Raw genomic sequence first — 12,225 nt, 5'->3', positions numbered from 1 at the left:
GCGCCAGTCCACTGACCGCCAAAACGACCGCCCAGACCAATGTTAACGACAGCACGCTCGGCGACGAAATCGGATGCTGAATCGGCACTACTCGACAATCCCCGCTACGAGCTGATGCCGTTCGACAGCTTCGGCGACCAGCTCGACCACCTGCCCGACGGTGCTACAATCACCATCACGGCGTCGCCCACGCTCGACCTCGATGCGACCATCGACTGGGCCGAACGGGCAGCGGAACGGGGCTACGAGGTCGTCCCGCACATCGCCGCTCGGTACGTGGAAGACGAGCAACACCTCGCGTCGATCTCCGAGCGGCTCCGCGGCGTCGGCGTCACCGACATCTTCGTTCCGGGGGGTGACCTCGAAGAACCAGTCGGGAAGTTCGACTCGGCCTACCAGCTCCTGCGGGCACTCGACGAACTCGAGTACGACTTCCAGGACGTCGGAATCACGGGGTATCCCGAGGGGCACGGCTTTCTCTCCGACGAGACGCTCGCCGAATCGATGGCGAAGAAGGCCCCACACGCCACGTACATCTCGACCCAGCTGTGCTACGACCCGGACGCAATCGTCGAGTGGACTGAGACGATTCGCAATCGTGGAATCGAACTCCCCATCGAGGTCGGAATTCCCGGAGTGATGAAATACCAGAAACTGATCGGCATCTCGCAAAAAGTCGGCGTGGGGGACTCCGTTCGCTTCTTGAAGAAAACGAGTGGGATCCTGGGGTTCATCAAGCAGTTCGTCGGCTCGCGCGGCAAGTACGAACCGGACGATCTCGTCGACGGGCTCGCACCGTACGTGAACGACCCCGAGTACGGGTTCGCGGGCCTCCACATCTACACGTTCAATCAGGTCCCGGATACAGAATCCTGGCGCCGTCAGCGACTTCGGTCAGTCTGATACGCCCCGTCACAGACCGTCGACACCGACTGCGTGACGGTCAGAACGACGCTTGCAGCAGTCCCGAACTAGAACTAAGTAGTTTCCCCCTCTGTCTGTGAGCGGGGTACGCAGCCACAATGACACAGAGCCTTCAAGACGTGCTACGGGAGTACGAATCGCCACTCGAGTTCCTCCAGACCGTCGGGCCGCACGCGGATTCCGGCCACCTCCGGCTGTTCGAGGACGTCCCACCCGAATTCACGAACTGGCGGGAAGAACAGTCAGCGTGGGTCGACAGCTGTGCGGTCTCGGACCTGTCCCATCACATGACTGACCTCCGGGTGGAAGGCCCCGACGCGCTCGACCTCTTCGAGGACTTCGGCGCCAACGACTTCGAGGGATTCCAGCGGGGCGAGGCCAAGCAGTTCGTCGCCTGCAACCCGAACGGCTACCTCATCGGTGACGGCATTCTGTTTCGCCTCGCCGAGAACGCGTTCAACCTCGTCGGATACGGGCCCATCAACTGGATCCAGTACAACGCGGAGACCGGGGACTACGACGTGACCACGACGCGCAACGAGCACAGCGGAGTTCGTGACGGGGACCCCAGAGACTTCAGATACCAGGTACAGGGCCCCAGCGCGCTCGCCGTTATCCGACGCGCCCTCGACGAACCCCTCCCGGACATCTCGTTCTTCAATTTCGAACCGGTCTCGGTTGCTGGCTGCGAGGTCAACGCGCTCCGCCACGGGATGATAAACGAGCCAGGGTTCGAGCTGTTCGGTCCGTGGGAGCACGCTGACGCCGTCCTTGGCGCACTCATGGACGCCGGCGAGGACCACGGAATCACTCGCGTCGGACGGAAAGCGTACGCCGGCGGCGTCATTCCCGCCGCCTGGATGTCGGTTCCCCTTCCAGCGATTTTCGGCGACGAGATGCGAGCGTACCGGGAGTGGCTCGACGCGGACAGCTTCGAAGGCGCGCTCACCGTCGCTGGAAGCGTCGAACCGACGGACGTCACAGAGCACTATCTGACGCCGTTCGGTGCCGGTCACGACCGGTTCATCGAGTTCGACCACGAGTTCGTCGGACGGGACGCGCTCGAAGCCCAAGCCGACGATCCGCCCGGAACCAAGGTAACGCTCGTCTGGAATCGGGCAGACACGAACGCCCTCGTCGGACACCTGTTCGAGGACGCGGAGCCGAAGCGGTACACGAACCTGCCCGTTCCGGAGTGGTCGTTGACACAGAACGACCGGGTGCGGAAAGACGGCGAGGACGTGGGAGTTGCGAACAACACCAGGTACCTCTACTTCGAGCGGCGCATGTTCTCGCTCTGTAGTATCGACCCAGCGTACAGCGACCCCGGGACGGAGGTTACCATCGTATGGGGGGAGTCCGGGGAGTCCAGGAATCCGAGAGTCGAACCACATTCGCAGACCGAGATCCGCGCAACGGTCGGTCCGGCACCGTACTTCGAGGACAAGCGGAAAACGGCAGATTACTCTGCAGTGTAACGCGGGGTTCGTGCTCAACGGGGCACCGCGGTGTCGGGTCAGGAATGACCCGTGCGAAAACGAGCCACCGAGATACATACGTGAACTGGGTTGTTGGGCTTACCCTCAATTTTCGTATAATTCGTAGAGTGGGTTCGAGTGGCACCGGCGACAGGCGTGGACAGCGCGTCGAATTAGTGCCCCATCGGGTAGGTGAGACGAATCTAGGTTCGGACGTAACTCCCGGAGTTCGGCCGGCTGAAGAGGGCGGTCGCGATAAAAGCAGGCCCGTTGACGGGGAATAGACTGCGAAGCAACTGGGAACCGCTTTAGCACGGCGACTAGTCGTGGAGATAGACCGCTAGAACTGGGAGTTCGTTGGACTCGTAGCTTGAGGCCTACGTACAGCCAGGATCGATCGTCGTCGAGTTGGTTCGTGGTGTCATCGACAGCGACGTGATGCGAGTTCTTCCCAGGCGTGGTTTGGAGCCGGATTTCGGGCCCGGTCGTGGACGGTGTCCCCACCGAGAGAGGGTCAAAATATAAATTATTTATATTGTTTATGCAACTGGTAATGGGTCCACTGGAGGTGTCACCGGGCTCGGGATGCTTTCGTGTCCGAGACACGGGGACCAGACCCCACGCTCACTGACGGACGCGTAGAACGGCCGAAGCGTTCGAAGCTCTCTGTGACGGGGTCGACCAATCAGAATCGGTGCCGAGCACGCACCGCCAAACGCATCCCGCGTTCCCGATTCGGGTCCGCGCATCACGTTCCACAGCAGCCCGAGTGGAGCGGATTCGAATCGTGGCGGTGGGGGTCGCTCAGCTGGCGAATTTGGAGAACAATGTTGGTAGAACACAAGGCCGATTCAACGACCACGACCGAGGTCGTCCGCTTGATACAGGAAACGTGCGGGGCGTGCGCGACACAGCGGGACTCGAAGCGAAGTATTCGGACGAGCCGCCCAGTGCTGACGCCGTTTTGGCTCACCCATCTGGAGTGGTGGTTCGGCCACCTCGATACGGCGCCGTAACAGCTGTTGTGCTACTCGTCGTCGGACTTGCCCGGCCACGTCACTGACCCCAGGAACGGGACGCCGGTCCGTTCTGCTGCTCGCGAGATCATGTGCGCGCCGGTCGGCACCGTCAGGAACAGGAACACGATCCCGATCAGGGACGGGAGGCCGGCGCCACCGGGCCCGAAGTACGCGAACCCGGCGAGGAAGACCGAGACTGTGCCGATGGTCGCCGGCTTGCTCGTCGCGTGCATGCGGTTGTACACGTTCGGCAGTCGCAGCAGGCCGATTGTCCCGACCGTGAGGAAGAACGCTCCGACGACGACGAAGCCGACGACAAGTACGGTCCGGAGCGCTTCCAGGTCGGCCATCAGCGGCCACCTCCCCTGTTCCGTCGACTCGCGCGCACGGCCTGTCGTGAGTGTTCGTGATACATGCTGGGTTCAGTCCTGTGTGACGATGATGTCGCCTTCGGTGACGAACTTGGCGACCGCGACCGTCGAGAGGAACGCGATGATGGCGAGGACGAGGCTGACGGTCACGAAGAGGCCTCGGTCGGTCTTGATCGCGAACAGGACGGCGATGGCGACGACGTTCGTCGCGATTGCGTCCAGCGCGACCACCCGGTCGGGAACCGTCGGTCCACGGACCACGCGGTACCCGCACAGCAGATTCAGCAGGGCCACGAGGACGATCGCGGCGTCGACGACCAGCGCGACCGTCCCCTCAACGGCCATCGCCGTCACCCCCACTCGACTCCTCGGTCGGCGGTCCAGTCTCGGCCTCCGACTCCACCGGTGCCTCCGAATCCGTCTCTCCCGCTGTCTCGCTGTCAGGTGCGGCCTGCTCGAGCACGGGATGGGTCTGGTCTGGCGGGTAGACTGCGAAGTCCGGCGCGGGGTCGTCCGGCGACAGTTCCTCGTCGAAGATGACGAGCGCGTAGTTCTCCCAGACGCGGATCGGGTCGACGATGTCCACCGGGTCGCTCCCGTCGATGACGTGGACGTACAGTGCGTTCTCCTCGGAGTCGTAGTCGAGTGTGAGCGAGCCGGGCGTCATGGTGATGCTGTTGGCGATGGTGGTCACGCCGAGGTCCGACTGCACCCGCAGTGGAATGAGAATTACCTCGGGTTCGACCGGGCCGGAGGGCGCGAGCACGCGGTACGTGACGTCGAGACTGGCGACGACTGCCTCGCGGACGAACGCCAGCGTGTACAGCACCATGTAGGGGACGCCGCGAACCGAACGGCCGAGGTCGACGGTATCCCCGTAGAGGCGTCGGAAGACGTAGGCCATGGGGAAGCCGACCGCGAATCCGAGCAGCAGCGACCCGGCGAGCGGGGCGGGGCTGAGCGGTGGCCCGTGGACGAACACCCAGGTGACGCCGAAGACGACGCCCGCGACCGGCCAACTCCGGGTCACGCGCCGCCACCCCCGTCGAGGCCCACGACGTCGACGTATGCTTCGGTGTCGATGGCCGCGCTCGCGGCCGTCTCGGCGAACCGGTACACCGGGTCGAATCCGACGCCAACGAGCACGACGGCGGCCGCGAGCGCGACGAGGACTGCGACCTGTCCCTGGTCGACAGTCGAGGTCTCGACCGCCGGCGTCTCGGGCCCCCAGAAGCCGTCGACCCACACCCGCGTCGCGTACAGAATCGTGAGTACGGCGCCGAGGAGCAACGCGACCAACGCGAGTGTCGACAGCACGCCGAGGTCGACCGCGAGTCCCCGGACCGCCGTGTCGAACGCGAGGAACTTCCCGAAGAATCCAGTCAACGGCGGGAGCCCGATCAGCGAGAGGAGGGCGACGAAGACCGCTCCCGAGAGCACTGGCGAGTGACCAGCGACGCCGCCGAGGTCTCGCAGGCTGTCCGTCCCGGTCGCGTCCTGGACCGCGGCCGACGACAGGAAGAGCAGCCCCTTCACGAGCGCGTGGTGGAGCGCGAACACCAGGGCAGCAGCGATGGCGACGCCGCGCAGCGACCCCGTTGGGTCGGCCGCCGCGGCGACGGCGATGGGGAGGGCGATGAAGCCGACCTGGCCGACGCTCGAGTACGCGAACACGCCCTCGAGTCGGTCCTGGCCGACTGCGCCGAACCCGCCGACGAGTATGCTCGCGATTCCCATCGCTGCCAACACCGGTGCGAGGAAGGCCAGCGGCGAAGCACCGAGGGAGCCGGCCAGGTCGACGGAGACTGGCACGCCCGCGAAGACCGTGAAGTAGAGGCGGACGACGGCGTACATGCCGACCTTCTTCGTGACGCCCGCGAACATCGCAGTGATCGGCGGCGGCGCGGCGGTGTAGGCGGCGGGCACCCAGAACTGGAACGGGACGAGCCCGGCCTTCAGCGCGAACACCGCAAGCAGCAGAGCCGACAGCCCGACGACGGGTGCTGGGTCGACGCCGTACGCGGCGGGATTGGCCAGCCGCCGAGCCATGTCCGCCATGTTCAGCGTGCCTGTGGTGGCGTACAGGCCGCCGACGGCCACGAGCATGAGCGCGCTCCCGAACAGGTTCAACACCAGGTACCGGAACGACGCCGCAGTGGCGTAGTCGGTGCCGTAGAACGCGACGAACACGTAACTGACGATCAACATCACTTCGAACCAGACGAACAAATTGAACAGGTCGCCGGTGAGGAACGCGCCCGTCACGCCCACCAGGAGCAGGTGGAACAGCGGGTGGTAGTAGACGCGCTGGTTCTCGGGGGTGACGTACCGGACCGCGAACAGCATCGAAGCGAGCCCGACGGCCGCGGCGATGGTCAGCATGAACGCCGACAGCCCGTCGAGCACGAGTGTGATTCCGAAGGGGGCGGGCCAGTCACCCACCTGGTAGGTCGCCGCGCCGGGCGCCGCTGGCGCGAGGACGAACGTCCAGACGGCAACGGACACAGCCGCGACGTAGCCGACGACGCCGGCCACGCTCGTCGCGCGCTGTAGCTGTGGCCGCCGGCCGAGCGCCAGCGTGAGCACGGCGGTCCCGAGCACGACTAGCAGCGGCGCGATGACGAGCCGGCTCATCGAACCCACTCCGTGACGTCGATGGTCTCGTTCTCCTCGTAGGCGCGATACGACAGGACCAGCGCCAGCGCGGTCGTCCCGAAGCTGATGACGATAGCCGTCAGGACGAGTGCCTGCACCACTGGGTCGGCGATCTCGGGAACCCCGCCGCCGTGCGTGTCGAGGACGGGCACGAGTTCCCGGGCGCCCTCCGCGACGCCGCCCATCGCGATCAGGTAGACGAACGTCGCCTGCGACACGACAGCGAGCCCGAAGACGACCCGTACCAGGTCCCGCCGCAACAGCAGGAAGGTCCCGACGGCGAACAACCCGCCGACGGCGACTGCAAGGGCGACGCTCATCGGGTACCAGCCCCACTTCGGAAAGCCGACGACTCTGTGCGCCGAGTCATTCGGCGCTCACCACCGAAACGATCGTCAGGAGGCTACCGACCACGACGAGGAACACGCCCAGGTCGAACACGAGCGCGCTCGCGAGCTCGACCTCGTGATAGATCGGGACGCCCTCGAGGTGGACGTACGTCTGGGTCAGGAACGGGTCGCCGACCAGGAACCCGGCGACCCCGCTACCGAAGACGACCAGCAGACCCAACAGTAGCGTCCGGCGGTAGGCGAGGACCGTGCGGTGCTCGAAAATACTGGTGCCGGACTCGACCTCCTGGCCGAGCACCCCCGACTCGAGGTAGTCGAGGTCGTAGGCGACGTAGATGAGCACCAGCGCGGCCGTGGTGAGGACGCCGCCGATGAACCCGCCGCCGGGTAGGTTGTGGCCCTGCAGGAACAGCGAAATCGAGAGGACGAGGACGATGGGGACGGTCACCCGTGCCGTCGTCCGCATGATCGTCGTCGTCACGGCAGGTCACCCCCGTCGGAAACCGGTTCCTCCTCGCCCTCGGTCACGGCCTCCTCGCCACGAATCCGCATGGTCACGAGCACGAGGATGGCGATCGCGGCGACCGTGACCACCAGCAGCTCGCCCAGCGTGTCGAACGCCCGGAAATCCACGAGGACGACGTTGACGACGTTCGACCCGCCACCACCCGGGACCGCCTGCGCCGTGTAATACTCGGCGACGCTCGACGGGTCGGCATCGGGTCCGGGTGTCGTCAGGAGGACTGACGCGAACGCCATCGCGCCCACCAGAATCGACAGAACCGCGTCGCGGGCGAGCACGAGCGGTCGGACGTCCGCGTAGAACGACGGCAACCGCTGGAGGACCAGCAGGAACAACAGGAGCACGAGCGTCTCGACGACCAGTTGCGTGAGCGCCAGGTCCGGCGCGCTCGCGAGGATGAAGAAGATGGCAATCATGAAGCCCAGAATCGCCAGCGTCAGGACGCCGGCAACGTGCGACGACGCAGTCACAACCGCCAGTCCGGCGAGGACAGCGACAACAAGGACGACAGTGACGGCCAGCGGCACGCCGACTACGTCCAGTTCTGGGACCCCCGCGGTAGCGGCGAAGCCAGCGAGCGCGAGAACGCTCCCAGCCGCCGCCACCCAGAACACGTACGTCCGCAGGAGGCCGTTGTGGACCAGCGGGCCGAACCGGGCGCTGGTCGTCGTTGCCGTCGAGACGGCACAGTCGTACCATCCGCTGGGCCGCACGGGAATCGGGGCATCGACGCCCCGTCCGATGCCCGCCGCGAGGCGCTCCGTAAACGGATACGTCGCGAGCCCGCCGACGATTGCAACGGCGGACATCCCGACAGGGGGCGAAAAGTGCGTCGGCAGCCCAACTTCGAGGTGTGCTTTGCCGGTGGCGGTTGCTTCGACGGCCCCCTGGACGATGGCGTCGACGGCCAGTTGGGGGGCGACGCTGACCACGGCCGCTGCGGTGGCCAGCGCGGCGGGGGGTCCGACGAGCGCCAGCGGTGGCCGGTGGATGTCAGCGATTGGCGCTCGGCGCTCGCCGACGAACATCGCGAGGAACTTCACCGAGTACACGACGGTGAACACGCTCGCGACCGTCGCCACGCCCGGATACAGCCAGGCGAGCCCGCCTGCCTCGTGAGCAACCTCGTAGGTCGCCTCGAACAGCAGTTCCTTCGAGTAGAAGCCATTGAACGGCGGGATGCCGGCCATGCTCAACGCGGCGACCCCAGTGATAGCAGCCGTTATCGGGAGCTCCCGCCACAGTCCCCCGAGATTGTCGAGATTACGCGTGCCGGCCTCGTGGGCGACGATTCCCGCGACGAGGAACAGCGGCGCCTTGAACAGGGCGTGATTGAGCAGGTGGAACGTCCCGGCCTCGCCGCCGTACACGACGTCGAAGCCGAAGCCCGCGACCATCAGCCCGAGGTGGCTCGCCGTCGAGTATGCGAGCAACTCCTTGGTGTCGGTCGCGGCCACAGCCAGCAGCGCCCCGACGGTCATCGTCAGCAGGCCCAGCGTCGCGACGAGCAACACCCACTCCGGACTCATCATCAGTGGTCGAACGCGTCCGAGGAAGTAGACGCCGACCTTGACCATCGTCGCGGAATGGAGGAACGCGGAGACGGGCGTCGGCGCCACCATCGCGTTCGGCAGCCAGAAGTGTAGCGGGACCTGCGCGGACTTGGCCGCCGCGGCCGTGACGACCAGGGCGAGCGCCGGCACGAACAGCCCCGACTCGCGCAGCGAGGCACGCATCGCCTCGTCGTTCGCGAGCATCGCCGCCAGGTCGAACGTCACGCCGCCGAGAGCCCCGCGCGCTGCCACCGCGAGCACGAGCAGGCCAGCGAGCAGGCACAGGCCGCCGCCGACGGTCACGACCATCGCCATCCGAGCCGAGTACCGCGACTCGGCGTCCTCGGTGTAGTGGCCGATGAGCACGAACGAACTGAGGCTCGTCAGCTCCCAGAACACGAAGATGAACACGAGGTCCGACGCGAGCGCGACGCCGAGTATCGAGCCCATGAACGCCAGTAGCGCCGCGTAGTAGCGCGCGAGGCCGCTCTCGCCGTGCATGTACCGCGCCGAGTAGACGAACACGAGGACGCCGATGCCGCTGGCCAGGAGCGCGAACAGGAGTCCCCACCCATCGATAGTGAACTGGAGGCCCACCTCGAGCGCGGGGATCCACGGACTCCTGACGGTGCCGTGACTGCCGACTTGCGTCGCGAGCAGTCCGAAACTCGCCGCCGCGACGGCGGCCCCCGCGTAGCCAGTCCGTTCACCGAGGACCCGATACAGCAGCGGTGCGAGGACCGCAGCGACGAAGGGAACCGCGACGGCAGTCGTAACGACAGTCAGGTCTGGTGCCATCAGTAATCGTCGGTGTCAGCCGGTACTCCGGTGCCGGTACCCATCGTAGTCAGCCTCTCTCCGACCATTGCACACCAACTCCAAAGTACCTGTTGACAAACGTATCAGGCCGGGGAGTGCCAACGGGACCGCCCGCCCGGGAGACGCGCGAGCAATGCGACCGCGGCAAACGGTGGGCTCCACCTCGGCGGGCGTGTGCTGCGGCCAGTGTTCGCGCCATCACAACACACATCCTGTCCTGCTGTGAACCTAGTCGTATCCAGGAGTCCCTATGACTGAGAAACGCGAGTACACCGGCGAGTACGCGGAGCAGACGCTGTACATTCCGGGGCCGACCGAAGTCCGCGACGACGTTCTCGACGCGATGTGCGAGCCGATGTTCGGGCATCGCATGGACCAGATGACGGACCTCTACACGACCGTCGTCGAGGACACGAAGACGTTCCTCGGGACCGACAACGACGTCATCGTGTTGACCGCCTCGGGGACGGAGTTCATGGAGAGCGCAATCCTCAACCTCGTCGACGAGGACGTCCTCGTGACGACGTGCGGGAGTTTCAGCGAGCGCCAGGCGAACGTCGCCGAGCGCCTCGGGAAGACCGTCGACACGCTCGAATACGAGTGGGGGCAGGCGGTCAAACCCGGCGACGTGCGGGACGCCCTCGAGGCGAGCGAGACGGACTACGACGTGGTGACGTGCGTGATGAACGAGAGTTCGACCGGCGTCCGCAACCCGATCGAGGAGATCGGGGACGTCGTCGCCGACTACCCGGAGACGCTGTTCGTCGTCGACGCCGTCTCGGCGCTCGGCGGCGACTACGTCGACATCGACGAGCACGACATCGACGTCATCTTCACGTCGGTGCAGAAGGCGTTCGCGATGCCGCCCGGGTTGGCGGTGTGTGTCGTCAGCGACGACGCCTACGAGCGGGAGGTCGAGTCGGAGTCGGCGTCCTGGTACGGCGGGTTCCAGCGGTCGCTGGACTACTACGACCGGAAGGGGCAGACCCACTCCACGCCCGCGATTCCGATCATGCTCGCGTACCGCAAGCAGATGAAGCACATGCTCGAGGAGGGGCACCAGGCGCGCGACCAGCGCCACCGAGAGATGGCCGAGTACACGCGGGACTGGGCGCGCGAGCACTTCGACGTGTTCCCGGAGGCGGGCTACGAGTCACAGACCGTGAGCTGCATCGAGAATACACCGGGCCTGGACGTCGCTGCTGTAATCGAGGACGTCTCCGAGGAGTACGACATGGCGTTCTCGAACGGCTACGGGTCGACGCTCGGCGGGCGGACGTTCCGCATCGGGCACATGGGCGAGCACACCGTCGAGAGCATCGAAGCGTTGACCGACGCCATCGAAGACGTCGCCGGACTGTAGGGGCAGTTCGCCGAAGACGTCGCCGGACTGTAGGGGCAGTTCGCGACTGAAGCGGTGGGGCGATTCGGCGGCGCGAAGTTGTGGTCGGTTCGGCGGCGCGAAGTTGTATTAGACGTGGGTCTGGATGTCCGTGACGGTTCTGGCGGTCTCGAAGATGTCGTCGGCGTCGAGGAACGCCTCGAGGGAGTCGAAATCAGCTCGTTCGGTGGAGATCTGGAGTTCGAGTTCGTCGTCGTCGAGGCGACCGGTGAGGCGAGCGAGCGACCGCGTGCCGCCCGACTGCACGTAGATGACTGCCGATACGGTGTCGTCGTCCACCTGGACGTGCTGGAGTTCCAGGGGCCCGTCCTGGCCGCCGTCGGCGTAGTGAAGGGTGGCGGGAACGGCGTCCATCTGGACGAGTTTCGTGCCGAGGGTGACCATACGGACGCGTGTCGGGTGCGTGGGAAAAACGACCCGAAAGACGCGATGCGCCGTGGGACCTGTGGCCGGTGGAATTGCCTGTCAAAATCGAATTCATAGGACCGGTGACAGATTTTTTGCGAGGTGAAACCGGATTTCGAGCCCGATTCGGAACGTCCCCCGTGACAGATTGACCGATAACTACACTTCCCCGGGGGGAGAACACGCAACTAATGGCTCCACAGGCGACCCCCGCTGACGAGTGGCTGGACAACGACAAAGTCAAGCAGATCCTGAAAGAGCACCTCGACGAGACCGACTACCGCATCTACAAAGCCCTGAACGAGGACGGCCGAATGTCCGACACGGAGATCGGGGAACGCGTCGGGCTCTCCAGAACCGCTGCGCGACGGCGGCGGAAGAAGCTACAGGACGAGGGACTCGTCGACGTCCTCGGCGTGCTCGTCCTCCAGGAAGCGGACCTCGCGTACGCCGACGTCTTCGTCACCCTGGACTCCGGCGTCGGCAGTGCGGAACTCGACTCGTTCCTGGACGCGGTCAAGGGCGAAGAGCTCATCTACGAGATCGAGGAGTACATGGGCAGGTACGACCTCCTGCTCCGCGTCTGGCACGCCTCGCTGTCGGACGTGAAGACCTACCTGCGGTCGCTACTCCAGGACGACGACGCCGTCGAGAACTACGAGACGATCCCGGTCACGAAGACCCACAAGGCGTGGCACAAGACGCTCGACGAAGAGACGGACTAGG

General features: G+C 65.5%; 12 protein-coding genes. 4 read left to right on the top strand and 8 right to left on the bottom strand.

Annotated elements, in window-relative coordinates; all coding sequences use genetic code 11:
- The first annotated feature begins 39 nt into the window (after positions 1–39).
- Entirely contained in the window at positions 40–903 is an 864-nt protein-coding gene (locus GRX66_RS01310; RefSeq protein ID WP_325063903.1) for a methylenetetrahydrofolate reductase, read from the top strand.
- A 119-nt stretch (positions 904–1,022) separates the two neighbouring features.
- Positions 1,023–2,402 carry an aminomethyl transferase family protein gene (locus tag GRX66_RS01305; protein ID WP_159524894.1) on the top strand — a complete coding sequence of 460 codons (1,380 nt, stop codon included), beginning with the start codon at positions 1,023–1,025 and terminating at the stop codon, positions 2,400–2,402.
- A gap of 1,027 nt (positions 2,403–3,429) precedes the next feature.
- Here the strand turns inward: GRX66_RS01305 and mnhG are convergent.
- The 7 genes from mnhG to mbhE form a co-directional block, all read right to left on the bottom strand.
- Positions 3,430–3,771, bottom strand: coding sequence for a monovalent cation/H(+) antiporter subunit G (gene mnhG / locus GRX66_RS01300; RefSeq protein ID WP_159524893.1), 342 nt, complete (start codon positions 3,769–3,771; stop codon positions 3,430–3,432).
- Positions 3,772–3,843: 72 nt separating this feature from the next.
- The gene (locus GRX66_RS01295; RefSeq protein WP_159524892.1) at positions 3,844–4,137 is read right to left on the bottom strand and encodes a monovalent cation/H+ antiporter complex subunit F; all 294 of its coding nucleotides are present in this window, start codon (positions 4,135–4,137) and stop codon (positions 3,844–3,846) included.
- A complete protein-coding gene (locus GRX66_RS01290; RefSeq protein ID WP_325063902.1) occupies positions 4,127–4,822 on the bottom strand; it encodes a Na+/H+ antiporter subunit E in 696 nt (231 codons plus the stop codon). Before GRX66_RS01290 ends, GRX66_RS01295 begins: the two co-directional genes overlap by 11 nt.
- Positions 4,819–6,426 (bottom strand): complex I subunit 5 family protein, encoded by a 1,608-nt coding sequence (locus GRX66_RS01285; protein ID WP_159524891.1) that lies wholly within the window; start codon positions 6,424–6,426, stop codon positions 4,819–4,821. Before GRX66_RS01285 ends, GRX66_RS01290 begins: the two co-directional genes overlap by 4 nt.
- Positions 6,423–6,767, bottom strand: a complete 345-nt coding sequence (locus tag GRX66_RS01280) for a sodium:proton antiporter (protein ID WP_159524890.1) — start codon at positions 6,765–6,767, stop codon at positions 6,423–6,425. The genes GRX66_RS01285 and GRX66_RS01280 overlap by 4 nt, the downstream gene beginning before the upstream one ends.
- Positions 6,768–6,813: 46 nt before the next feature.
- Positions 6,814–7,278 carry an MnhB domain-containing protein gene (locus GRX66_RS01275; protein WP_325063901.1) on the bottom strand — a complete coding sequence of 155 codons (465 nt, stop codon included), beginning with the start codon at positions 7,276–7,278 and terminating at the stop codon, positions 6,814–6,816.
- Positions 7,275–9,671 carry a hydrogen gas-evolving membrane-bound hydrogenase subunit E gene (gene mbhE, locus GRX66_RS01270; RefSeq protein ID WP_159524889.1) on the bottom strand — a complete coding sequence of 799 codons (2,397 nt, stop codon included), beginning with the start codon at positions 9,669–9,671 and terminating at the stop codon, positions 7,275–7,277. Before mbhE ends, GRX66_RS01275 begins: the two co-directional genes overlap by 4 nt.
- Positions 9,672–9,942: 271 nt before the next feature.
- Between mbhE and GRX66_RS01265 the strand changes: the two genes are divergently transcribed.
- Positions 9,943–11,055, top strand: a complete 1,113-nt coding sequence (locus tag GRX66_RS01265) for a pyridoxal-phosphate-dependent aminotransferase family protein (RefSeq protein WP_159524888.1) — start codon at positions 9,943–9,945, stop codon at positions 11,053–11,055.
- 108 nt (positions 11,056–11,163) lie between these two features.
- On the opposite strand, the gene GRX66_RS01260 is transcribed toward GRX66_RS01265, so the two are convergent.
- A complete protein-coding gene (locus tag GRX66_RS01260) occupies positions 11,164–11,478 on the bottom strand; it encodes a hypothetical protein (RefSeq protein ID WP_159524887.1) in 315 nt (104 codons plus the stop codon).
- Positions 11,479–11,690: 212 nt separating this feature from the next.
- Between GRX66_RS01260 and GRX66_RS01255 the strand changes: the two genes are divergently transcribed.
- A complete protein-coding gene (locus GRX66_RS01255) occupies positions 11,691–12,224 on the top strand; it encodes an Lrp/AsnC family transcriptional regulator (protein ID WP_159524886.1) in 534 nt (177 codons plus the stop codon).
- Position 12,225: the final 1 nt, after the last annotated feature.

This window comes from Halobacterium bonnevillei (assembly GCF_009831555.1).
Taxonomy (GTDB): Archaea; Halobacteriota; Halobacteria; order Halobacteriales; family Halobacteriaceae; genus Halobacterium; species Halobacterium bonnevillei.
Note: the sequence above shows the minus strand (reverse complement) of the source record. Positions and strands in the feature narration are given on the sequence as shown.

Bases quoted from the DNA above. Each gene is read 5' to 3' on its own strand.
- GRX66_RS01305 (WP_159524894.1), top strand. From the start codon at position 1,023: ATGACACAGAGCCTTCAAGACGTGCTACGGGAGTACGAATCGCCACTC.
- GRX66_RS01255 (WP_159524886.1), top strand. From the start codon at position 11,691: ATGGCTCCACAGGCGACCCCCGCTGACGAGTGGCTGGACAACGACAAA.
- GRX66_RS01285 (WP_159524891.1), bottom strand. From the start codon at position 6,426: ATGAGCCGGCTCGTCATCGCGCCGCTGCTAGTCGTGCTCGGGACCGCC.
- GRX66_RS01260 (WP_159524887.1), bottom strand. From the start codon at position 11,478: ATGGTCACCCTCGGCACGAAACTCGTCCAGATGGACGCCGTTCCCGCC.
- GRX66_RS01265 (WP_159524888.1), top strand. From the start codon at position 9,943: ATGACTGAGAAACGCGAGTACACCGGCGAGTACGCGGAGCAGACGCTG.
- mnhG (WP_159524893.1), bottom strand. From the start codon at position 3,771: ATGGCCGACCTGGAAGCGCTCCGGACCGTACTTGTCGTCGGCTTCGTC.
- GRX66_RS01295 (WP_159524892.1), bottom strand. From the start codon at position 4,137: ATGGCCGTTGAGGGGACGGTCGCGCTGGTCGTCGACGCCGCGATCGTC.
- GRX66_RS01280 (WP_159524890.1), bottom strand. From the start codon at position 6,767: ATGAGCGTCGCCCTTGCAGTCGCCGTCGGCGGGTTGTTCGCCGTCGGG.
- mbhE (WP_159524889.1), bottom strand. From the start codon at position 9,671: ATGGCACCAGACCTGACTGTCGTTACGACTGCCGTCGCGGTTCCCTTC.
- GRX66_RS01310 (WP_325063903.1), top strand. From the start codon at position 40: ATGTTAACGACAGCACGCTCGGCGACGAAATCGGATGCTGAATCGGCA.